The 20,740-nt window shown below is 71.6% G+C and carries 23 protein-coding genes; 6 read left to right on the plus strand and 17 right to left on the minus strand.

Annotation, left to right across the window (positions count from 1 at the left end):
* The first annotated feature begins 8 nt into the window (after positions 1–8).
* Entirely contained in the window at positions 9–701 is a 693-nt protein-coding gene (locus ADK66_RS13295; RefSeq protein ID WP_053655197.1) for a hypothetical protein, read from the plus strand.
* A 73-nt stretch (positions 702–774) separates the two neighbouring features.
* Here ADK66_RS13295 and ADK66_RS13300 read toward each other — a convergent pair whose 3' ends face one another.
* The 5 genes from ADK66_RS13300 to ADK66_RS13320 all read right to left on the minus strand — a co-directional run bounded on the left by ADK66_RS13300 (position 775) and on the right by ADK66_RS13320 (position 5,020).
* On the minus strand, positions 775–1,143 hold the full coding sequence (locus tag ADK66_RS13300; RefSeq protein WP_053655200.1) for a YciI family protein: 369 nt from the start codon (positions 1,141–1,143) through the stop codon (positions 775–777).
* Positions 1,144–1,175: 32 nt separating this feature from the next.
* Complete coding sequence (locus ADK66_RS13305; RefSeq protein ID WP_053655201.1) at positions 1,176–1,850, minus strand: DUF998 domain-containing protein; 675 nt, start codon at positions 1,848–1,850, stop codon at positions 1,176–1,178.
* Between the two features lie 110 nt (positions 1,851–1,960).
* On the minus strand, positions 1,961–3,235 hold the full coding sequence (locus tag ADK66_RS13310) for an RNA polymerase sigma factor (protein ID WP_053655203.1): 1,275 nt from the start codon (positions 3,233–3,235) through the stop codon (positions 1,961–1,963).
* A gap of 48 nt (positions 3,236–3,283) precedes the next feature.
* A complete protein-coding gene (locus ADK66_RS13315; RefSeq protein WP_053655205.1) occupies positions 3,284–3,817 on the minus strand; it encodes a hypothetical protein in 534 nt (177 codons plus the stop codon).
* A gap of 45 nt (positions 3,818–3,862) precedes the next feature.
* Positions 3,863–5,020, minus strand: a complete 1,158-nt coding sequence (locus ADK66_RS13320; protein WP_053655207.1) for a hypothetical protein — start codon at positions 5,018–5,020, stop codon at positions 3,863–3,865.
* Positions 5,021–5,172: 152 nt separating this feature from the next.
* Between ADK66_RS13320 and ADK66_RS13325 the strand changes: the two genes are divergently transcribed.
* Positions 5,173–6,726, plus strand: a complete 1,554-nt coding sequence (locus ADK66_RS13325) for a gluconokinase (RefSeq protein ID WP_053655209.1) — start codon at positions 5,173–5,175, stop codon at positions 6,724–6,726.
* Positions 6,727–6,816: 90 nt separating this feature from the next.
* On the opposite strand, the gene ADK66_RS13330 is transcribed toward ADK66_RS13325, so the two are convergent.
* The 10 genes from ADK66_RS13330 to ADK66_RS13370 form a co-directional block, all read right to left on the minus strand.
* On the minus strand, positions 6,817–7,101 hold the full coding sequence (locus ADK66_RS13330; protein ID WP_053655211.1) for a putative quinol monooxygenase: 285 nt from the start codon (positions 7,099–7,101) through the stop codon (positions 6,817–6,819).
* A 108-nt stretch (positions 7,102–7,209) separates the two neighbouring features.
* Positions 7,210–8,028 carry a hypothetical protein gene (locus tag ADK66_RS13335; RefSeq protein WP_053655213.1) on the minus strand — a complete coding sequence of 273 codons (819 nt, stop codon included), beginning with the start codon at positions 8,026–8,028 and terminating at the stop codon, positions 7,210–7,212.
* A 93-nt stretch (positions 8,029–8,121) separates the two neighbouring features.
* Positions 8,122–8,880 (minus strand): MerR family transcriptional regulator, encoded by a 759-nt coding sequence (locus ADK66_RS13340; protein WP_053655215.1) that lies wholly within the window; start codon positions 8,878–8,880, stop codon positions 8,122–8,124.
* Positions 8,881–8,930: 50 nt separating this feature from the next.
* Positions 8,931–11,186: a bifunctional diguanylate cyclase/phosphodiesterase gene (locus tag ADK66_RS13345; protein WP_197281514.1), complete on the minus strand. Its 2,256-nt coding sequence runs from the start codon at positions 11,184–11,186 to the stop codon at positions 8,931–8,933.
* A gap of 151 nt (positions 11,187–11,337) precedes the next feature.
* Positions 11,338–11,529 carry a hypothetical protein gene (locus tag ADK66_RS31405; RefSeq protein WP_157552446.1) on the minus strand — a complete coding sequence of 64 codons (192 nt, stop codon included), beginning with the start codon at positions 11,527–11,529 and terminating at the stop codon, positions 11,338–11,340.
* Entirely contained in the window at positions 11,522–11,755 is a 234-nt protein-coding gene (locus ADK66_RS13350) for a zinc-ribbon domain-containing protein (protein WP_053655217.1), read from the minus strand. Before ADK66_RS13350 ends, ADK66_RS31405 begins: the two co-directional genes overlap by 8 nt.
* Before the next feature lie 163 nt (positions 11,756–11,918).
* A complete protein-coding gene (locus tag ADK66_RS13355; RefSeq protein ID WP_053655219.1) occupies positions 11,919–12,782 on the minus strand; it encodes an SRPBCC family protein in 864 nt (287 codons plus the stop codon).
* Complete coding sequence (locus ADK66_RS13360; protein WP_053655221.1) at positions 12,775–13,332, minus strand: helix-turn-helix domain-containing protein; 558 nt, start codon at positions 13,330–13,332, stop codon at positions 12,775–12,777. The genes ADK66_RS13355 and ADK66_RS13360 overlap by 8 nt, the downstream gene beginning before the upstream one ends.
* A gap of 101 nt (positions 13,333–13,433) precedes the next feature.
* Positions 13,434–14,777, minus strand: a complete 1,344-nt coding sequence (locus ADK66_RS13365; RefSeq protein WP_053655223.1) for a class I SAM-dependent methyltransferase — start codon at positions 14,775–14,777, stop codon at positions 13,434–13,436.
* A complete protein-coding gene (locus tag ADK66_RS13370) occupies positions 14,774–16,171 on the minus strand; it encodes an FAD-binding oxidoreductase (RefSeq protein ID WP_053655225.1) in 1,398 nt (465 codons plus the stop codon). Before ADK66_RS13370 ends, ADK66_RS13365 begins: the two co-directional genes overlap by 4 nt.
* A 94-nt stretch (positions 16,172–16,265) precedes the next feature.
* Between ADK66_RS13370 and ADK66_RS13375 the strand changes: the two genes are divergently transcribed.
* The 3 genes from ADK66_RS13375 to ADK66_RS13385 are packed head-to-tail and all read left to right on the plus strand — an operon-like array spanning position 16,266 to position 17,807.
* Positions 16,266–16,736, plus strand: coding sequence for an aminoacyl-tRNA deacylase (locus tag ADK66_RS13375; RefSeq protein WP_197281515.1), 471 nt, complete (start codon positions 16,266–16,268; stop codon positions 16,734–16,736).
* A 39-nt stretch (positions 16,737–16,775) separates the two neighbouring features.
* Positions 16,776–17,060 (plus strand): DUF427 domain-containing protein, encoded by a 285-nt coding sequence (locus ADK66_RS13380; protein WP_053655229.1) that lies wholly within the window; start codon positions 16,776–16,778, stop codon positions 17,058–17,060.
* 45 nt (positions 17,061–17,105) lie between these two features.
* On the plus strand, positions 17,106–17,807 hold the full coding sequence (locus ADK66_RS13385; protein ID WP_053655255.1) for an RICIN domain-containing protein: 702 nt from the start codon (positions 17,106–17,108) through the stop codon (positions 17,805–17,807).
* 10 nt (positions 17,808–17,817) lie between these two features.
* Here ADK66_RS13385 and ADK66_RS13390 read toward each other — a convergent pair whose 3' ends face one another.
* Positions 17,818–19,173, minus strand: a complete 1,356-nt coding sequence (locus ADK66_RS13390; protein ID WP_231640026.1) for an MFS transporter — start codon at positions 19,171–19,173, stop codon at positions 17,818–17,820.
* 1 nt (position 19,174) lies between these two features.
* On the opposite strand from ADK66_RS13390, the gene ADK66_RS13395 reads away from it, so the two are divergent.
* Positions 19,175–20,281 (plus strand): GlxA family transcriptional regulator, encoded by a 1,107-nt coding sequence (locus ADK66_RS13395; RefSeq protein WP_053655231.1) that lies wholly within the window; start codon positions 19,175–19,177, stop codon positions 20,279–20,281.
* On the opposite strand, the gene ADK66_RS13400 is transcribed toward ADK66_RS13395, so the two are convergent.
* Positions 20,255–20,722, minus strand: a complete 468-nt coding sequence (locus tag ADK66_RS13400; protein WP_053655259.1) for a hypothetical protein — start codon at positions 20,720–20,722, stop codon at positions 20,255–20,257. The genes ADK66_RS13395 and ADK66_RS13400 overlap by 27 nt on opposite strands.
* Positions 20,723–20,740 lie beyond the last annotated feature (18 nt).

Here is a 20,740-nt window from a genome sequence, read left to right on the forward strand (position 1 = left end):
GCTTCCTGATGCTCGATGACATGCGCGTGCTGCGCGACGCGGTGCACGGGTACCGCGTCGCGGCGACGGCTGCCGGCCTCGACTGGCCCGAGCAGCCCGAGCAGCCGGCCGGGCGACCGCCGGATCAGGTCCACCGGATCTTCGACGTGGATCACGTGGCGGAGCAGCTCACCTGGTTGCACTCACAGCGCTGGCCCGACCGGCAGGTGCTGCCCAACGTCGGATGGCGAATGCCATGGCCGGAGGGCGGGGAGGCGCTGGACTATCTGGGGCTGTCGATCGGCACGCCGTTCCCGTGGCGGCAGCAACTGCCCCTGTTCCACTTCGATTTCCTCCTCTACACGTTCGTCCTCGCGGGCGAGCACGAGGGTGAGATCTGGCGCTACCCGGTCTCCGAAGACTCCTGGGAGTCGGTCCGTGCCAGCACCAGCCTGGCCACGCTGTTCGACCAGTGGACCAGGGGAATCGCCGCCGGTGTGGTCGTCTACGACGAGGGCCGCAAGTGGCTCCTGGTTGACGACCTGGCCAAGGCCCAAGGGCTCGACCCGCTGGCCTTCCCGGTGAGTCCGGTTCAGGAGACGCTGCTGCGGGCGCGGCAGCGCGAATGCGGGGTCGACATGGCTGCCGTCGAGGACGGCTTCGAGCACAGCGAGGAGTTGTTCGACGCTATCGACGCCGCCAAGGCGTCGCTCGACGCGTAAGCCCTGGCCGTCCACAACAGCGCCGCGCCGCCACCCCGACGAAGGGGTGGCGGCGCGGCGAGGCCGGCTAGCCCTACTCGGGGCTCTCGTAGACCCGGCGGATGTCCACCTCCACGTCACCGATCGTCCCGGCGAAAATGTCGGCGAACCGTCGCCCCCACTCCACGGCCTCCTCGCGTGAGCGCACGTCCACGAGCGCGAACCCCGCGATCAGTTCCTTGGTCTCGGTGAACGGCCCGTCGGTGACTGTGGTCTTGCCGCTGGTCACGGTGATCCGGGTGGCGTCGTCCTTGGAGGTCGGGCAGAGCCCCTCGGCGGCGAGCAGGATGCCGGACTGCCCGGCCTCCTTCATGAAGGACTCCATCCGGGTCAGGAACTCCGGACTCGGGTTGAACGCCCCCGGCAGGGTCTCGTCAAGCTTGTGCATCATCATGTAGCGCATCGATCGATCCTTTCGTTGTCGACGAACAGTGGTCAGTTGGTGATCTCTCGACCGCAGAGCGCGGTCAGCCAGCCGAAGACGACGACGCAGGCGAGCGCCATCCGGACGCTGATGCTGCCCTGGTCGGGCCAGGCCAGGATCGCGACGACGGCCAGTGCGCTGCCGAGGCTGACGGTCGCCCAGCCGCGCTCGCCGGCCCGCCACGAGGTGCGGGCCAAGACCAGGCAGGCGATGGTCAGCGACCCGAAGGCCAGCATCGCGCCCACGCCGTGGCCGACGGCGTGCCAGCTCATCTCCTCCGGCGCACCCTCCGGCGCGCCGGCAGGCCAGCCCATGCTGGGGTCGGAGACCAGCACACCCCCGATGATCAGACCGACGCCGTGCACGCCGATCAGCGCTGGTCCCCACGTCCCGCCCGGCTTACCGCGCAGCGCCCGGCGCAGCCCGACCGCGCCGGCCACGGCGAGCAGCCCGGTCACCACGAAGTTGGTGATCTGGATCCAGCCCAGATCGCCCAGGGCGAGCAGGCTGAGCGGCTGCCGGCTCAGGTCGAAACCGTCGCGGGTGAGCACCTGGGCGGCGGCCACCAGCCCGAACAGCGGGCCGGCGGCGGCTCCGCCGACCAGCAGCGCCCTGGTCGCCGTACGCCGGGAGTCGACGCCCGCCACGGCGGACCCCGCACCACCGGTGCTGGTCATTGTCGTCATGTGTCCTCCTCTCGCCGGCCGGTGGCCGGTCCCGCGTGCCGGCCGGGCCGGCTTTTCACTGACGCGTCGAGCGGCCGGGCCGGGATACGACATGGCGGGCGGAGAATTTTTCAGCGGCTCGGCGCGACACCGCGGGCGCAGTCGGCGGCACGGGCGAGCAGCAGGGCGCGTTCGCGTTCGTTGCCCGTCAGTTCGGCGGCCCGTTCGAACTCGGCACGCGCCTCGTCGTGGCGGCCCAGCTTGGCAAGCAGGTCACCGAGGACGCTTGGCAGCAGGTGGTAGTGGGCCAGCGCCGGCTCCTGCACCAGCGCCTGAGCCAGTTCCAGACCGGCGGCCGGGCCGTGCGCGAAGGAGACCGCGACGGCCCGGTTCAGCTCCACGACCGGCGACGGTACGACCCGGGCCAGCTCCGCATAGCCGTCGGCGATGCGCGCCCACTCAGTGTCCTGCGGGGTCGCCGCGCGGGCGTGGCAGGCGGCGATCTCCGCCTGGAGGGTGTACGGACCGGGCGGGCCGTCCGCCGCCCGTGCCCGGTCCAGGGCGGCCAGGCCCCGGCGGATCAGCAGCCGGTCCCAGCGCCCCCGGTCCTGCTCCAGCAGCAGGACCGGCTCGCCGTCGGCGTCGACCCGGGCGGCGGTACGCGACGCCTGAATCTCCAGCAACGCGGCGAGCCCGTGCACCTCCGGCTCCTCGGGCATCAACTCCTGGAGGAGGCGGGCCAGGCGCAGCGCGTCAGCGCAGAGCGCCGGGCGCATCCAGTCGTCGCCGGCCGTCGCCGAGTAGCCCTCGTTGAAGATCAGGTAGATGACCTCCAGCACCGAGGCGAGGCGCTCGCCCCGCGCCGCCACGCCGGGCACCTCGAACGGCACCTGCGCCTCGGCCAGGGTCTTCTTGGCCCGGGTGATCCGCTGCGCGACAGTGGTCTCGGACACCAGGAAGGCCCTGGCGATCTCCTCGGTCTTCAGCCCGCCCAGCACGCGCAGGGTCAGCGCCGCCCGCGCCTGCGGCGACAGCACCGGGTGGCAGGCCGTGAAGACCAGCCGCAGCAGGTCATCGTCGATGCGCTCCTCGAAGGTCGCGTCGAAGTTCGGGGTGAACCCGTCGTCGCCGAGATCCTGCCCGAGCTGTTCGACCGACCGTTCCAACAGCTTGCGGCGTCGCAACGCGTCGATCGCCCGCCGCTTCCCGACAGTGGTCAGCCACGCTCCCGGGTTGGCCGGTACGCCGTCGCGCGGCCACTGCTCCAGCGCGGCGACCAGGGCGTCCTGGGCGAGTTCCTCGGCCCAGCCGACATCGCGTACCAGCCCGGCGAGGGCGGCGACGACCCGCCCGGCCTCGATTCGCCACACCGCCTCCACTGTGCGGTGTACCTGCTCAACCCCCATGACTGCCCATCAGAGCAGGGCGGATCGGGCTCCACAAGGACCGCTCGTTCAATCGACGTGACGCGGACGGGTCAGCGGGCCCCGAGCCGGAAACCGCGACGGGGCACGCGGCGGGTACGCCTCGCAGTGCCCGTCCCACTGCGCGGCGGCGACCGTGAGGGCGTCCGCGGAGACCGTGAGGATCAACGGGTAGATGGCTGTGGTCGGGCGGCGCATCCACGGGGGCAGCGACTCGGCGGAGAACTCCACGATCAGCTCCAACCGGCGGCGACGGATCACCCGCGACCGCAGCGCCAGGTTGGGCTCGGTGAAGCGGACCGCCGCCGGTGGCGGGGCCGGTTCGGCGGCGGCTCGCGCCTGGCCGTACAGCCAACTGCCGAGCGCGCGGGCCTCCTCGACCATGAGGCTCGGGTAGTGGTGAGACCAGGTCTGACCGTCGGCGGTGCGGGCGTCCACCTCGACGAGCAGCCAGTCCTGCCAACCTGGGGACACCCGATCGGGGTCGTCGGGCGGGTCGATGCCGGGCTGGTAGCCGACCGGGCGGATCCGCACCCGGGCGCCATCGTCGGACCGGATCTCCACTCGATCATTGTGGCCGACCGAAGCAGACTTCAAGCCCCAAATCGGTCACTTCGTGATCGTTCGACGTACACCCTGGTGCTCGGCGCACGCGCCCGGCCGCCCACCGGCCAGGCTGACCGAGCCGTCCCGGCACTGCACCAGATAGCCCCGACCGGCCCAGAACTGCGGCACGCACTCGAACCAGTCACACACCTCGGCAGCCGGCCGGCGGATCCGGGTGCCGCCGCAGAAGTCGTACCCCAGCGGGTTTTCCGGGGCGCCGCAGCGCGGGTCGCGTGACGGGCTGGACGACGGGCGCGGAGACTTCGTCGACTTCGTGGGCTTGGGCGTGCTGGCCTTCGCGGGCGGCGCAGGTACCGGGCGGACCAGCGCGGGCACGGCACTGGAACTAGGCGCCGGGGTGGCCGCGACCGCGACCTCCGCGCCGCCGACGGGATCCGACGGGTTCGAGTCGATGAGCGCCGCCGGCACCAGCAACGCGATGCCGGCCGCCACAGCGACAGTGCGCCGACCACCGGGCACGAACGACAGGAGCCGCGCCTGCGCGGGCGTGGCCACTGCCGGCCGGAACGGTTTGAGCTGGTCGTGCTCGGCGATCAGCTCGTCGAGCTGGGCGAGCACCGCCGGACGTTGCTCGATCGCGTCGGCGAACGCCAGCGTGAGCTTGAACCGGAAGTCCGCCGCCGCGTCGGCGGGCAGCATCAACCCGGAGGTCCGCGGCCGGTCCAACACCTGGATCAGCGTGACCGGCGCCGCCGGGTCGTGGGCCAGGCCGGTCATCCGGCCGTACGCCCAGTCGCGCCGGCCCCGCCCGCCCAACAGCACCAGCCGGCGACTCGTGATGACAGCCATGCCGGCGTCGATGACGCGAACACCGTCCGGGCGGCGTGGGCGCAGCGGCCCGGCCGCCGGGGCGACCGCGAGATCCGGCGCGGGCAGCACCGTCGTGTGGCGCACCTCGACCAGTTGCGCGGCAGGGAGGGCCCACAGCACCACCTCGCCGTCGCCCAACTCCAGTGGCAGGCCGGCACCGGCTGCGGCGGAGCCGTGGAAGTCGGCGGCCAGTGCGCGGAGCCGCCGTAACTCGTCGTCGCGGCGCCGCCACGCCGCCTCGGCGCCACGGAACGTGCTGACCCGCCGCACGTTCTGCCGGTGCGCCCACCGGTACCGCCAAGTGGAACCCGTCGAATCAGTCTTTGCCACGCCGACTCCTTCGCCGCGCAGACCACCAATCTGGGGTGTCACTGGCTTAACAGCCCCGACACGCCGGCCGGACACGCCAGACTGGACGAAATATCCGATCGGCGGACCAAATCACACGATAGGGCGATATTGCTACGGGAGGAGGTGAGGTCATGCCGCCAGGCACAGCGCCCGGGGTGGTGATCGGGGTCGACATCGGCACCACCAGCACCAAGGCCGTCGCGTACGGCACCGACGGGCGGCAGCTCGCCAGCCACGCGGCCGGCTATCCCCTCAACGACCCGCAGCCCGGGTACGCCGAACAGGACCCGGACGTCATCCTCGCCGCGGTCGTCGGCTCGATCCGCTCGGTGGTGGCCGAACTGTCCACGCCGGTGGCCGGGCTGGCCTTCTGCTCCGCAATGCACAGCCTTATCGGGCTCGACCCGGACGGCAACGCCCTCACCCCGTCGGTGACCTGGGCCGACTCGCGCGCCACACGGCAGGCCGAACGGTTGCGGGCGGTGCCGTCCGGGCTGGCGCTGCACCGCCGCACCGGCACACCGATGCATCCGATGTCGCCACTGCCCAAACTCCTCTGGTACGCCGAGCAGGAGCCGATGCTCTTCGAACGGGTCGCCCACTGGGGCGGCATCAAGGAATGGGTGCTGGGGCGGCTCTGCGACACGCTCGTGATCGACCACTCCATCGCCTCGGCCACCGGGCTGCTGGACATCCACCACCTGGAGTGGGACATCGAGGCGCTGACCATCGCCGGCATCACCGAGGAGCAACTGCCGCAACTGGTCGCCACCACCGCCGTCCTACCCGGGCTCACCCCGTGGGCCGCCGCCGCGGTCGGTCTGCCGCAGCGCACGCCGGTGGTGGTCGGCGCCGGTGACGGGCCGCTGGCGAACCTCGGCCTGGGCGCGGTGCACCCCGGCATGGTGGCCTGCTCGATCGGCACCAGCGGCGCGATTCGGGTCATGGTCGAACGCCCTGGCGTCGACCCGTTGGGCGGAGTGTTCTGCTACGCGCTCACCGAGACTCGCTGGACGGTCGGCGGCGCGATCAACAACGGCGGCATCGTGCTCAAGTGGGCAGGCGCGGCGCTCGCACCCGAGCTGGGTGAGCACTCAGAGGCTGAACTCGTCGCCATCGCCGCCCGAGCGCCGGTCGGCTCCGGTGGGCTCATCATGCTGCCGTACCTGCACAGCGAGCGCGCTCCACACTGGAGTGCGCTGCCCCGCGGCGCGTACGTGGGGCTGACTCACGGGCACCGACGCGAACACCTCGTACGGGCCGCCATGGAGGGCGTCTGCCAGCAGCTCGCGCTGGTGCTCAGCTCGGTGCGCGCCGCGGGCAACGAGGTGGGCGAGATCCGAGCCGGCGGCGGCTTCGCCCACAGCGGACTGTGGCGGCAGATGCTCGCCGACGTGCTCGGCGTACCGGTGCGCTTCCCGGCCGCCCACGAGGGGTCGAGCTTCGGCGCGGCGCTGCTCGGGATGCAGGCGCTGGGGCTGATCCCCAGCATCGACGTGGCCGCCGACCTGGTGCGGATCGACGAGACCATCCGCCCCGACCCGGCCGCCGCCGCCACCTACGCGGCGCTGCTGCCGCTCTTCGCCGAGCTGTACGACGCGCTCGTGCCCGCCTTCACCTCGATGCGCCGGCTGGCGCCCGGCCTACCCGCCCAGCCCGTCACTCCCGCAGGGCCGCCGATGTAGCCGTCGAGGCGACCGGCGACGGTGACGGGTGGGCGGCTGCGCTGTCGTGACGGTGACGTGTGCGCGGCCGTGCTGTCGTGAGCGCCCGGGTCAGGGCGCCTCGACGCCGGAGATCAGGTATCGGTTCACGGCGGCGTCGAGGATGGCAACGGTCTGCTCCTCGCTCGGCCCGGAGTCGCGGAACGCCTCCAGCTGCTCCGGGGATTCCCAGCGCTCGTAGACATGGATCCGCCCCGGCTCCAGCGGATCGGCCGCGAGCAGGAAGTCGAGGCAACCCGGGGTGGCGCGGGCTTGGGCGATGACCTGGGCACAACCGGCCAGATAGGAGTCGCGCGCGTCCGGCTCCACCTGCAAGCTTCCTGCGATGATCAGCATTGGGGTCCTTCCGGGGCCGGCAGTGCTGCTGGGCGTGATGCCTGTGAGTCATTTTGATACCTCTGAGTCATCACGCTATCGAGGACCCGGCCGCCCCGGCGGGTGACCTCACACGCCGGGGATGTTCGCCGGCGGGTTCTCCCCCACCAGGTCCGCCGCCGGCGGGTCGGCCACCACCGGAAGCCCGAAATCCGAGTACGTCAGGTCGAGCTGTGCGGTCTTCGACTGCTCGGTGGCCAGCTCGATCCGGTAGCGGACCAGCCGGCCCTGGTCGTCCACCGTGGCGGTGAACGGCACAGCGGCGGCCCGATCGCCGAGTACCCCGCCGACCGCGCTGCCCAGCACGGCGGCGCTGTCGCGCAGGTCCAGCGTGCCCGCGTACTCCCGGACGCCGGTCTGACGGGCCTTGGCCGGCGCGGTAAGCGTGCTGGCCAGCCGGGTGTTGTCCAGGCCCTTGTTGGCGGCCGGCGAGCCGGGCGCCCCGACGTGCCACCACGTCTTGCCGTCCCATACCGGGATCCGCCGGTCCGGTGCGCTGACCCGCACGTAGACGTCCGGGCCGGTGGTCAACCGTTCGATCTTGACCTCGCCGTTGGGCACCTTCAGCGACGTGGTTTCCAGGCCGCGACGCGCCTTCGGATCCCAGACGAGCACCGTGGCGTCCCCGTCGCCCGCCCCGCCGGTGCCCAGCGTCAGCTTGTACGGCTGCTCGTCCACCTTCGCGGCGGCGGCGGCCAGCACACCGACCGGATCGGTCGGGGCCGGCGCGGGTGACGCGCCTGTCGAAGGGCTGGTCGCAGCGGCCGACGTGCCGGCCGACGGACGGCCGGCGTCCGGCTCGTCACCGGCGGCGACCAGGGCCCACACCCCGGCGGCCACCGCCACGGCGAGGACGACGCCGGCGGCGACCAGCTTGGGCTTCTTCACTGTCATCTCCCCCGAGCGGGGCGCCCGCCCGGCCGGTCGCCGATCGACGCTCACCGCGGTGCGGTCCGGCCAGACTAGCCGGACCGCACCGGCTCACGCGCGGCTGATCGCGTTGGCGTGGATCGCCTCGTTGAGGTACTCCGCCAGGCCGGGAGCGATGTTCTCGTAGTGCGCGGTGAACCGCTCGTCGGCAAGGTACATGTCGGCCAGCCCCGTGTGGACCTCGTACGAGCACTCGTAGAACCAGCGGCTGATGACCTGCCGGTGCTCCTCGGCCAACTCCATCGCCTCCGGGCTGTCCGCTGGCGCGCCCGAGGCGAGCACGGCGACGATCCGCCGACCCCACTCCTCGCTCTCCGCCTTGATCCGCAGCCAGTCCTCCTTGCTGTGGCCCGCCACCCGCCGGTTCGACTCCCGGTACGCGTCGGTGCCACCCCAACGCCGCTCGGCCTCGGCCTCGTGCTCCTCCGGCTTGAAGTCCCCGAAGACCTCGAAGCGCTCCTCGGGAGTCAGGTGGATGTTCAACTTGCTCGCCTCCATCGCGAACTCGATCGCCGCGACCATCTCCTGCAACCGTTTGATCCGTACCGTCAGCAGCTCGTGCTGCCGCCGCAGGTGCGCGGCCGGGTCGGCCGCCGGTTCGTCGATGATCTCCGCGATCTGCTCAAGCGGGAAACCCAGCTCGCGGTAGTACAGGACGAGCTGCAACCGTTGCAGGTCCGCGTCGTCGTAGCGGCGGTAGCCAGCCGCCGTCCGGCCGCTCGGCGAGAGCAGCCCGATCTCGTCGTAGTGGTGCAACGTCCGGACGGTCACGCCAGCGACCCGCGCCACCTGCCCCACCGTGTACGCCATGGTTTCCCTCCCTTCCGGAAACCAGGCTCCCGCCTGTCGCTACGTGAGGGTCAAGCCCGATTCTGACCCACCGTGGCGGCGGCGTCCGGCCTCCCGTACAGATAGCCCTGCCCCCGTGGGCAACCGATCGCGGTGACCGCCTCGTGCTGGCGTTCGGTCTCCACCCCCTCGGCGACCACCGCCAGGTCGAACGCGCCCGCCAGCCGGGTGACCATCTCCACCGTTGCGTGCGCCCGGTCGTCCGACCCGAGCCGGGCCACGAACGACCGGTCGATCTTCAGCTCGGTCGCCGGGATGCGGTGCAGATAGCTCAACGACGAGTAGCCGGTGCCGAAATCGTCGATGGCGATCCGGATGCCCAGGTCCCGGAGCTGACTCAGCCGCTCCAGCACCGCGTCGGTGCCGTCGATCAACGCCGACTCGGTCAGCTCCAGGGTCAACGCCCGTGGCGCGAGCCCTGCGGCGCTGGTGGCCGCCGTGACAGTGGCGATCAGATCCGGCCGGTGCAGGTGCGCGGCGGAGATGTTCACCGCGACCGTCGCCTCCGGTGCCCGGTCACGCCAGGTCGCCGCGGCCCGGCACGCCTCGTGGATCACCCAACGGTCGATCGGCACGATCAGCCCGGTCTCCTCGGCCAGCGGCAGGAACCTCGCCGGCGACAGCACCCCCAGCCGGGGGTGCCGCCAGCGCACCAGCGCCTCCGCGCTGCGAACCGCGCCGGTGGCCAGGTCGACGATGGGCTGGAACTCCAGGTGCAGCTGCCCCTCGCCCACCGCCCGGCGCAGGTCGGCGATCAACTCGGCCCGCGAGACGGCCGACTCGCGCAGCGCCGGAGTGCACGTCCGGTACGCGGACTTGCCCGCCGCCTTGGCCGCGTACATGGCGATGTCGGCGTCGCGCAGCAGGTCGGTGTGGGAGGTGTGCTGCGGCCCGTACTCGGCGATGCCGATGCTCGCCGACGGGTGCACCCCGACGTCCTCCTCGCCGTCGGAGGGCCGCAGAGCGTCCAGCAGCCGTTCGGCGAGGCGCTCCGGGGACACCGGGCGGTCACCGTTGACAAGCACGCCGAACTCGTCGCCGCCGACCCGGGCGATGGTCCCGTCATCGCCGACCGCCGCCCGCATCCGCACCGCCAGGCCGGTCAGCAGGGTGTCGCCGGTGGCGTGCCCGAATCTGTCGTTCACCTGCTTGAACCCGTCCAGGTCGAGCAGCAGCACGGCCACCGGTCGACCGTCGCGCAGCGCCAGGCGCAGCCGCCGGTTGAACAGCAGCCTGTTGGGCAGGCTGGTGAGCTGGTCGGCGTACGCCAGCCGGCGCAGCCGGACCACCAGCCGCAGGTTCTCGTTGGCGGCCAACCCCTGTCGCACCGCGAGGGCGGCGAGCAGCGCCATCATCGTCAGGAAGATCAGCTGTGGGATCTGCCCGCTGGGCCTGCGCGCGAGGATCACCGCGACGATCGCCCCACCGACCGGCAGGTACGGCAACGCCACGCGCCACCACGGTGGCAGCGGCGACTCGGCGGTCTCGTCGGTGCCGTCGCAGTCCAGCGGCGGCGGGTTCCTGGTGGCCAGGCCGATCAACAGGTAGCTCAACGGCCAGCACAGGTCGATGGGGTGACCGGCGACGTAGTCACCGCGCGCGACAAGCGACACGTAAACGGCGTCGGCGACCACCCGGATGGTGAGGCTCGCCGCGAGCACTCCCATCGGCCGCCACAGCGGTCGGACCGGCCCGGCGACAGCGACCAGGATGGTCAGCTGCATCAGGTCGAAGATCGGGTAGAGCAACCCCAGCGTGCGCGCCGGATCGGCCAGCTCGGCGGCGGCGACGCCCCGGAAGACCAGCACCCAACTGATCGGCACCAGGGCCAACGCGACGATGACCCCGTCCAGCAGCGTCCGTGCTCGACCCACCGCCGTCCGTGGCCCGGAGGGCGAGTTGAGCAGCGCTGCCGTACCGGTGAAGATGCCGGCGGTGAAGATCGCACCCACAAGTGGCGTGTGCGGCAGGTCGTCGCCGACGAGCCGCTGCGCCGTCCAGAGCGCCCGCCCCAACGCGGCGAGCGCCATGGTGGCCGCCAGCAACATCCAGAAGCGGCGCAGCGGCGCCGGGTGACGACGGGCCACTCCGACGCACGCGGCCGTCGCCCAGGCGGCCACCAGCATCCCGCCGATGTCGCTGACCAGCGCGGCGCCGGGCAGTGCGGCGATCAGCCAGCACGCCTCCACAACAATGACAGCAGCCGCGACGTACGCACCGGCAGGGCTGGACGCCCTCGCAGCCTGCTGCACGTCCTGTCGGGACACGGTCGCTCCGGCTCGTCGTCGTGCGTGCACCCTCGGGAGGACCGGTCCACGGCAAACCCCGAAAGCCTAACCACCGCCCGAGTACGCCGCCAGGCCCGAAAGTCTCGCCGTCGGTCGAGGCGACGCCCCGGCGACGCAGGTCATGCAGCGGTCAGCGGCCGGCGGAGCGGTTCCAGGGTGAGCGGGGCAGTGAGGTGCCGGCCAGGGGACGGCGGGCGCGGCGGCGCTTGCGCCGACCGGGGGTGCAGGGCGGGCGCGAGGCGCTGTGCACCTCGGAGCCGGCCGGGGACGGTGGCCGGCGGATCAGCCAGCAGAGGAAGCGTTCCATCGACGGGTCAGCCAACCGGGAGACGCTCGGCGTCGGACTTGGAGATCTCGTACTGCGCCCCGCAGAACGTGCACTGCTGCGCGTAGCGGGTACGGATCGGGATGAGCGGAATGAAGAAGAGGGAGAACTTGGTCGACCGGCGGGTGATCACCTGCGCGGCCTGGTTGCCGCAGTGACGGCAGACCTGCTGCACGACACCGGACCGGTCGACCTTGGTCCGCAGACCGAAGATGAAGAACATTGCCCGCCAGTACCCACTCCACAGCGAAAAGTCACCGGATCGAGCAAGGCGATCGCAGAGCATGGTCCGGGGCAGCACAAGATCGTGCTCGATCCAGGATGTGGCGCCCTCGGGACGAACGAGGCCACCCACATCCCGGATCGAGCACGATCACGGCGAACCCTCAGTTGGCGGGCTCCAGGCCGGGCACCTCCGTGTCGAGCCAGATCGGCTGCCAGGCCGTCTCCTCGTGGAAGCGGCGCAGCTCGGCCAGCCCGGCCACCGACCCACTCCAGGCCGCGTAAGGGGGGTTGCCCTCGTCGAAGCCGCTCTGCACGAAGGTAAGCGTGGTGCGGCCGCCGGATTCGGCGAGCTCCCAACTGGTGACGCCGGTCGGTCCCCAGTCGACTGACATCCTGCGACCCGGCTCCAGGTCCACGATCTTGGCCGCGTACCCGTTCTCGAAGCCGCCCATCGCGTACCGGCCGCCGACCCACGGCTCGATCCCGATCGGGTAGCCGAACCAGGAGCTGGCCTGCTCGGATTCGGTGAGCGACTCCCACACCTTGTCGGCGGGTGCGGCGATGACCAGCTCGCCCCGCAGGTCGGCGGAGGTGAAGTCGGTGCGCGGCAGCAGCGGCCGACCCTCCAGGTGGGAGGCCAGGTTGGCGATGGCCAGCGACCAGTACGTCTGGAGGACGCCGCGGATGCTGGAGCCGCTCATCGCCTCGGCAAAGTCGAAGTGGCTCTGCGTCACCGTCAGCACTGTGCTGTCGGGCCCCTCGGCGGTCAACTGGAACTCGGTGGTGGTCTCCACGCCGTCGAGCAGCCAGCCGAAGCGCAACGTGTCGTCGTCCGCGTGCAGGAGGCGTTGATGCGGGGCGTCACCTTCGGGTGTGTAGCGGCCCCAGAATTCGTACCGCCGGGGCAGCTCGACCTCGGCGTGTTCGGCCAGCCAGAGTCGCAGCTCGGCCGGGTCGGTCACTGCCTGGCGGACGCGCCCGACGGACGCGGAGAGGCGGGCCTGCAGCTTCAGCGGTTCACTCATCGTCGTTGCCTTTCGGATAGCAGGCCACGGCGAGCTTGAAGGCATCCCCTTCGCTGCCGCCGTAGCGGGTGAACAGGTCTTGGAGTGCGGTTTGCAGGTCGTGCAGGAACTGCGGGCGGAGCTCCGCGGGCACCCGGATCTCGCCCGCTACCCCGATCGAGGGCAGCTCGGGCGCGGCGCGGTCGAGGCCGGCGATGTCTGCCTGGACCTCTTCCATCAGGTCGAGCAGGTAGCCCAGGCTCAGCTCGTCGCGTGCACGGCGCAGCCCGATCCGACCGACGAGCCGGGGTGAGAGCCAGTAGGAGCGGGCGGCGGCCTGGTAGATGCCCTCGGTGATGCCGCGGACCTTGCGCTCGTTGACCAGCTCGACCAGGCCGGCCGCGACGAGCTGCTTGACGTGGTAGTAGACGCGCTGTGGCGTCTGGTCGAGGCGGGCCGCGACCTCGGTGCAGGTGCGCGGCTCGGCCAGTTGCCGCAGCACCTCGACGCGCTGCGGCTTGAGCAGGACCTCAGCCTGCTCGATCTTCTCCAGGTACAGGACATCTCTCATGGCAAAATCAGTTTGTACGTACAAAATCTGTTTGTCAATCGCTTCGCGAGAAGCCGCGCCGACTTCCTCGGCGCGGCTTCAGGCGATTGGTCAGGCCCCGGTCAGGCCAGCCAGTCGGGCCGCAGCGGATAGCCGTTGACACCGTCCGGACCGTTGTGGGTGGCAAGCACCTGGTGCAACTGGATGCCGTTGCGCTCGAACGCCATCCGCGACCCGGCCATGTAGAGCCCCCACACCCGTGCCGTGCCCGCGCCCACCTCAGAGACGCAGAAGTCCCAGTGCTCCACCAGATTGCGGCACCAGGCGGCGAGCGTCAGCGCGTAGTGCTGGCGCAGGTTCTCCTCGTGATGCACCTCAAACCCGGCGTCGTGCACCTCACTGATCAGCCGACCCGGGCCGGCCAACTCGCCGTCCGGGAAGACGTACCTGTCGATGAAGGCGCCCGAGCGGTGCGGCGCCCGATTGTCAGCGCGGGTGATGCAGTGGTTGAGCAGCCGCCCGCCCTGCCGCAGCCGGTCACGCAGCGCACCGAAGTACGCCGGGTAGTTGCGCACCCCGATGTGCTCGGTAAGCCCGATCGAGGAGACCGCGTCGAACTGCTCCGCCGGCGCGTCCCGGTAGTCCATGTGCCGCACCTCGGCCAGCCCGGTCAGCCCCTCCCGCTCGATGGCGGCCTGCGCCCACTGCGCCTGCGCCTTCGACAGGGTCACCCCCAGCGCCTTCACGCCGTACTCGCGCGCCGCGTGCCGGACCATGCCACCCCAGCCGCAGCCCACATCCAGCAGCCGCATCCCCTTCTTCAACCCCAGCTTGCCGGCGACCAGGTCGTACTTCGTCGCCTGGGCCTGCTCCAGGGTGTCGTCCGGAGACCGGTAAACCGCGCACGTGTACGTCATCGACGGGCCGAGAACCTTCTCGTAGAAGGCGTTCGAGACGTCGTAGTGGTGTGAGATGGCAGTGCTGTCGCGGACCCGCGAGTGGACAAGCCCGTTCATCACCCGCTTCCAGCGCGGAAGCGCCTCCTGCGGCGGGGCCGGCGGCGGCATCAGCCGCTCCCAGCCCAGCCCACGCGCCAACGCCAGCCCGTCGGTCAACGACGGCGGACGTAACCGCAGCTCGTCCTTGAGCACCTGCAACGCCTCGTACGGATCACCCGGGTGCACTCCCTGCAACGCCAGGTCGCCGCTGACGTAGGCCCTGGCCATGCCCAGGTCGCCGGGGGCCGTGAGCAGGTACGACAGCCCCCGCTCGGAACGGATCGCCAGGGTGATGCCGGCATCGGACGGGCCGACGGCGCTGCCGTCGTACCCGGTGATGCGCACCGGCAGCGGCCCGGCGGTGACCGCGCGGATGACGTCCGCAACGGTCGGACCCGTGGGCCGGCCGCCCGCCGGCGGGGTGGCGGGGACGCTCGCCGCCCCCTGATCTCGGTCGGTCAGGCTCATGCTCGTGCTACCGCCTTCTCGTACAGTCCCGTCAGCCGCTGGTCCGGGTCGTAGCGGTCCTTCACCGCGCGCCACGTGTCGCCGCCGTAGAGGCGATCGAAGGCTTCCCGGTCGTAGTACGCGTCGGAGTAGAGCGACTTGTGGCCACCCAACTCCGACACCCTGCGTTCGATCGCGCGGTTGACGTCGCCGTCGGCGGCGCCCGGCGCGATCGGCACGCTCCCCCAGAACCCAATGTTGACGTAGTCCTGCCCCGGCCGGAGGGGATACAGCGGCCAGGACCTCGCCGAGCCCGGCCCCGCCGGCTCACGCAACCGCAGCGGGCAGAGCCACACCGGGGTCATCCCCACACTGCCCGCGAACCAGCGCAGGAAGTCGGCGGTGCGGTCCAGCGGGATCTCCACGTCCTGCACGACCCGTTCCCGGGCCGGCTGGCCGCGCAGCCTGTCGACACGGGCCGCCACCTGGTGCCGGTGCTCCAGCCGGACCAGCCGGTGGTAGACGTCGCTGCGCCGGTAACGCGCCGGCCAGAGCCGGCGCAGCACCGGGTGCTGCGCGCCGAACGCCGCCGAACACCAGAACCAGTCGGTGTCCCAGCGCCAGAGATAGTCGTACGCGGTCAGCACGTCCCGGGTGCGCCGACGCAGCGACCGGTAGTAGATCGACTGGCCGGTGTAGTCGCTGGGCGGGCCGGCCGAGTCGGTGAACGTGCCGAGCACCAGGTACGCCTCGCCGGGGCTGAACATCACCCCGTCCATGGCGTCGACGGGCTCACCGGCCCAGGACCGGGTGGCGGTCACCTCGGCTATCGCGTCGGTGAGCGCCTCCAGCCTGGTGAACCGGACGTTGCGCAGCGCCACGTACCTGCCGACGGGTTGCAGTTCGATGCGCAGCCGGGTGGCGTACCCGAGGCTGCCCAGCGAGTTGGGAAACGCCGCGAACAGGTCGGCGTGCTCCCCGTCGGGCCGGGCCGTGACGATCTCGCCGGAGCCGGTGAGGATGTCCAACTCCCGCACCGACTCGTGCGGAAGGCCGTTGCGGAACGACGTCGACTCGATGCCGAGCCCGGTCACCGCACCGCCCAGGGTGATGGTGCGCAACTGCGGCACCACGAGCGGCATCAGCCCGTGCGGCAACGTCGCGTCGACCAGATCCTCGTACGTGCACATGCCCTGCACGTCGGCCGTCCGAGCGGTCGCGTCGACCGAGAGCACCCGGTTGAGACCGCTCACGTCGAGGCCCGGGGTCCGGGGAGCGGACCGGGGGCGGAACAGATTGGAGGTGCGTTTGGCCAGCCGGACAGGCTCGCCAGTGGGCACTGCGGCGTACGACCGCCGCAACGCGTCCACCGCTTCATCATGGTCAATGGGGTGATCCACACGCTCCGCGCGCATGTGATCACCTTACGCCCGCACCCTCGACATTCGTGGGATGTCGCCAGCGGTCATTTCCCGTCCGCTGACAGGCCCGACGGCTACCGTTGCGATCATGCCGTCGCCCGCGATCGCCGCCCTGGATTCCGCCGGGCTCCCGTACCGGTTGGTCAGCCACGGTCCGGTCGGCAGCCTGGCGGAGGCCGCCGCCGCCCGCGGTGTCGCCGTCCCGGACGTGGTGAAGACGATCGTGGTGCGCCGGAGCGTGGACGACCACCTGTTCGTGCTCACCCCCGGCGACCGGGTCATCTCCTGGCCCAAGCTGCGGGCTCTTCTGGGGGTGCACCGCCTCTCCATGCCGGACGCGGCGGGCGCGCTGGCGGCGACCGGCTACGAGCGCGGCACCATCACCCCGTTCGGCGCGAGCACGGCGTGGCCGGTGATCGCCGACGAACGGCTGCGCGGTCGGCAGATCACGCTGGGCGCTGGTGAACGCGGTCTCGCAGTCGCGGTCGACGCCGATGCCGCGATCGCCACGCTCGACGCCACAGTGGCCGACGTCACAGACCCACAGCCGACCCGCTGACCCCTGCCGTCGTCGATGCGGCGGCCTACTGTTGGGGGCATGCCGAAAGCCGTGTGGAACGACCTGGTCGTCGCCGAGAGCGACGACACCGTGCTGGTGGAGGGCAACCACTACTTCCCCCGCTCCGCCCTGCGCGACGACCTGATCCGCGAGTCGCCGACGCACACCGTCTGCCCGTGGAAGGGCACCGCCTCGTACTACACCCTTGAGCACGAGGGCAGCACCAGCCAGGACGCGGTCTGGTACTACCCGGACCCGAAGCCGGACGCCGAGATGGTGCGCGACCGGGTGGCGTTCTGGAAGGACGTCCGGGTCGTCGACTGACCGCTGGGTTGGCTCCGGCGCGCCGCCGTGGGTGAGGATGGCTCCATGTCCGCCCCCGAGGAACGCCCCGAGCCCGCCGGCACCGTCTACGGCGGTCGCCGGGCGCCGCACTCCGGCCTGTTGAGCGACCCGCTGCTGCGGCTGGCGGTGGCGGTCGGGTTGGTCGGCGTACTCGTGGGGGTGCTCTTCGCCACCGGCCTGTTCGACGGTGACGAGGAGCCGGTGGTGCCGGCGACTGTCGGCGCGCCGTCAAGCGTGCCGGAGCCGACCACCGAGGCTGCCGAGCCGAGCCCGACGCCCTCCGCCGAGCCGTCGCCCACCACGCCGGCCGGCCCGCCCACCGGGCCGACTGTGCTGCGGGCCGCCTCCGGGTTGTGCCTCGGTGTCGACGGCGACGGCGAGAAGGCCGAGGCGCAACTGGCCGCGTGCAGCGGCGGCCCGGAGCAGCAGTGGGTGGTCAACCCTGCCGCCGCGGATGTCGTGACGCTCACCAATGCCGCCTACGGGCAGTGCCTCGACGTCGAGGGCGGCAGTGGGGACGACGGCGCACGGATGATGCAGTTCCCCTGCCACAGCGGGCCCAACCAGCAGTGGCGGCTGAGCGCCACAGGCACCGGCCCGGTGCTGCTGGTGGCGGCGCACAGCGGCAAGTGCGCGCAGCCCGAGGACGACGGCGCCGAGGCCGGCGACGACGTTCGGCAGCGGACCTGCGACGGTCGACCCGCCCAGCAGTGGACGCTCGGCTGAGCGGTCCGCCTCAGCCCCGGAAGCTCCACGCCTTCGGAGCGGTCGCGGCGGCCAGCACGGCCTCCGGCACCGGCCGGCCGGGCCGTCGGCGCAGCAGCAACGACAGCCCGGCAGCGCCTATCGACAGCGCGCCCGCCACGTACCAGGCCATCGCGTAGTCGCCGAGACGGTCGCGGACCAGCCCCGCGCCGGTCGCGGCGATCGCCGCCCCGAACTGGTGCGCGGCGAACACCCAACCGAACACGACAGCACCGGCGTCGCCGAAGTATTCGCGGCACAGCGCCACAGTCGGCGGCACGGTCGCCACCCAGTCCAGGCCGTAGAAGATGATGAACACCAGCATGCTCGGCCGGGCGGTGCCGCTGAACAGGCTCGGCAGCACCAGCAACGACGCACCGCGCAGCGCGTAGTAGGCGCCGAGCAGCAGCCGGCTGTCCACCCGGTCGGTGAGCCAACCGGAGGCGATCGTCCCGACGATGTCGAAGAGCCCGACCAGGGCGAGCAGCCCGGCCGCCGTGGTCTCGGCCATGCCGTGGTCGTGCGCGGCCGGCACGAAATGCGTACCGACGAGGCCGTTCGTCGTCGCGCCGCAGATCGCGAAGCCGCCGGCCAGCAGCCAGAACGGCCGGGTCCGCGCCGCGACGGCCAGCGCACCCAGCGCCCGTCTCGCCGCGCCTCCGCTGGGCGGCGGCACCGCCACGACCTCGGTCGCGCCGTAGGCGGGCAGGTCGAGATCCGCCGGGTGCTCGCGCAGCAACCACACCACCAGGGGTACGACAGCGAGGGCGGCTCCGGCCACGACGAGTGCTGCCGTACGCCAGCCGTGGTCGCGTACCAGCACGGCGATCAGCGGCAGGAAGATCAGCTGCCCGGCCGCCCCGCCCGCGGTCAGCACACCGGTGACGAGGCCCCGGCGGCGGACGAACCAGCGCCCCGTGACGGTCGCCACGAAGGCCAGCGCCATCGACCCGGTGCCCAACCCGACGAGTACGCCCCAGCACAGCAGCAACTGCCAACTCGCCGTCATGAAGACGGTGAGCCCGCTGCCGGCGGCGACCAGCAGAAGCGCCACCGAGACCACCCGGCGGATGCCGAAGCGGTCCATCAGAGCGGCGGCGAACGGCGCGGTGAGCCCGTAGAGCAGCAGGTTTACCGAGACGGCAGCCGAGATGGTCGCCAGCGGCCAGCCGAACTCCGCGTGCAGCGGGTGCAGCAGCACCGACGGGGTGGCCCGGAACCCGGCCGCGCCGACCAACGCCACGAAGGCGACGGCCGCGACCAGCCAGGCGGGATGCAGGCGGCGGTTCTTTCTCACGCCACCAGTCTGGGCGCGGTGCCGATCAGCGACGAGTGGCCGGAAAGCCATCATGCGCAATAATCAGGCCATGAGCGTACGCCCGCACCGGATCGCCGTCCTCGCCCTCGACCAGGTGGTCGGCCTCGACCTGGGTACGCCGGCGCAGGTCTTCAGCACCGCCTGGGGAGCCGACGACACGTCCCGCTACGACGTCCGGGTGTGTACTCCCGGCGGGCTGCCGGTACGCAGCACCGCCGGCTTCCAGGTGCTCCCGGACCACGGGCTGGAGTTGCTCGAAACCGCCGACACGGTGATCGTCCCGGGCATCCACGCAGGCACCGCGCTGACCGACGGCAGCATCCAGCCGGAGGTGACCGAGGCGCTGCGCTCGGCGTACGACCGGGGCGCACGGGTGATGTCGATCTGCACCGGGGCGTTCGTGCTGGCTGCCGCCGGCCTGCTCGACGGGCGCCGGGCCACCACCCACTGGGCGTACGCGCAGCGGTTCCGCCGCCTGCACAGCCGGGTGGACCTCGACCCGGCCGTGCTGTTCATCGTCGACGACCGGGTGCTCACCTCGGCCGGAGTGGCCGCCGGCATCGACCTGTGCCTGCACGTCATCCGCCTCGATCACGGCAGCGAGGCCGCCAACCGGGTGGCCCGCCGCTGCGTGATGCCGCCGTGGCGCGACGGCGGTCAGGCGCAGTACATCGAGCAGCCGGTGCCGAAGGTGACCGACGCCAGCACCGCGAATACGCGCGAGTGGGTGCGGCAGCGGCTGCACGAGCCGATCGCCCTGCGTGACCTCGCCGAGCACGCACGGATGAGCGTGCGCACCTTCACCCGGCGCTTCCGGTCGGAGACCGGGCTGAGCCCGGCGCAGTGGCTGCTGCAACAGCGCACCGACCACGCTCGGCTGCTGCTGGAGACGACCGACCTCACCGTCGACCAGATCGCCCACCGCAGCGGGTTCAACACCACTGCCGCCCTACGCCAGCAGCTCCACCAGCGCATAGGAGTAAGCCCGACAACCTACCGCCGCACCTTCCACCTCCGCCCGCCCCACTCCCCCCGCGATCTTGCACTTTCGGTCGTGGATCTGCCCGTTACGCCCTCTTCGCCCGGGCAGGAAGTGCAAGATCGACGAGAGTCAGGGGTTGGTGCGGAGCGCGTGTAGTTGGGCCTGGTGCTTTGGTAGGTGGACCTTTGCGTGCAGGTTCAGGGTGCGGGACCAGGGCAGGGGCTCGTCGATGTCCAGGTCGGGGCCTTCCCGCAGGCAGGTCGCTACCGGGGTTTCCGCGTTCAGGCCGAGCTGATCGACAAGCGCACAGAGCCGTTCACTGGTGCCGTGCAGCAGCGCGGTCAGGCCACGCATGCCGCCCTGCTCGGCGACCAACGCGTCGAGCTGCGGACGGTGCATGTCGTCCAGGTCGTAGTACGCGTAGGGCGATCCGGCCAGCAAAGCCTCGGTGGCCTGGATCATCAGCTCGTCGTTGGCAACCAGATGCGCCATGATCTGCTCGGCGCTGAGCCGCCCCTGCGGGGCGGGCCCAAACGTCGCCCCGTCGATCTCGGCGAACACCCCGTCGTAGGCCCGCCGCAACCCGCCACTCTCCACCACAACCCCCCCCCCCCC

The sequence above is a fragment of the Micromonospora sp. NRRL B-16802 genome (assembly GCF_001279555.1).
GTDB lineage: Bacteria > Actinomycetota > Actinomycetes > Mycobacteriales > Micromonosporaceae > Micromonospora > Micromonospora profundi.

Coding starts and splice junctions, on each gene's coding strand:
- ADK66_RS13295 (WP_053655197.1), top strand. CDS start 9: ATGCTCGATGACATGCGCGTGCTGCGCGACGCGGTGCACGGGTACCGC.
- ADK66_RS13300 (WP_053655200.1), bottom strand. CDS start 1,143: ATGCGCTACATGATGATGCACAAGCTTGACGAGACCCTGCCGGGGGCG.
- ADK66_RS13305 (WP_053655201.1), bottom strand. CDS start 1,850: ATGACGACAATGACCAGCACCGGTGGTGCGGGGTCCGCCGTGGCGGGC.
- ADK66_RS13310 (WP_053655203.1), bottom strand. CDS start 3,235: ATGGGGGTTGAGCAGGTACACCGCACAGTGGAGGCGGTGTGGCGAATC.
- ADK66_RS13325 (WP_053655209.1), top strand. CDS start 5,173: ATGCCGCCAGGCACAGCGCCCGGGGTGGTGATCGGGGTCGACATCGGC.
- ADK66_RS13330 (WP_053655211.1), bottom strand. CDS start 7,101: ATGCTGATCATCGCAGGAAGCTTGCAGGTGGAGCCGGACGCGCGCGAC.
- ADK66_RS13340 (WP_053655215.1), bottom strand. CDS start 8,880: ATGGCGTACACGGTGGGGCAGGTGGCGCGGGTCGCTGGCGTGACCGTC.
- ADK66_RS13350 (WP_053655217.1), bottom strand. CDS start 11,755: ATGTTCTTCATCTTCGGTCTGCGGACCAAGGTCGACCGGTCCGGTGTC.
- ADK66_RS13355 (WP_053655219.1), bottom strand. CDS start 12,782: ATGAGTGAACCGCTGAAGCTGCAGGCCCGCCTCTCCGCGTCCGTCGGG.
- ADK66_RS13360 (WP_053655221.1), bottom strand. CDS start 13,332: ATGAGAGATGTCCTGTACCTGGAGAAGATCGAGCAGGCTGAGGTCCTG.
- ADK66_RS13365 (WP_053655223.1), bottom strand. CDS start 14,777: ATGAGCCTGACCGACCGAGATCAGGGGGCGGCGAGCGTCCCCGCCACC.
- ADK66_RS13370 (WP_053655225.1), bottom strand. CDS start 16,171: ATGCGCGCGGAGCGTGTGGATCACCCCATTGACCATGATGAAGCGGTG.
- ADK66_RS13375 (WP_197281515.1), top strand. CDS start 16,266: ATGCCGTCGCCCGCGATCGCCGCCCTGGATTCCGCCGGGCTCCCGTAC.
- ADK66_RS13380 (WP_053655229.1), top strand. CDS start 16,776: ATGCCGAAAGCCGTGTGGAACGACCTGGTCGTCGCCGAGAGCGACGAC.
- ADK66_RS13385 (WP_053655255.1), top strand. CDS start 17,106: ATGTCCGCCCCCGAGGAACGCCCCGAGCCCGCCGGCACCGTCTACGGC.
- ADK66_RS13390 (WP_231640026.1), bottom strand. CDS start 19,173: ATGGCTTTCCGGCCACTCGTCGCTGATCGGCACCGCGCCCAGACTGGT.
- ADK66_RS13395 (WP_053655231.1), top strand. CDS start 19,175: ATGCGCAATAATCAGGCCATGAGCGTACGCCCGCACCGGATCGCCGTC.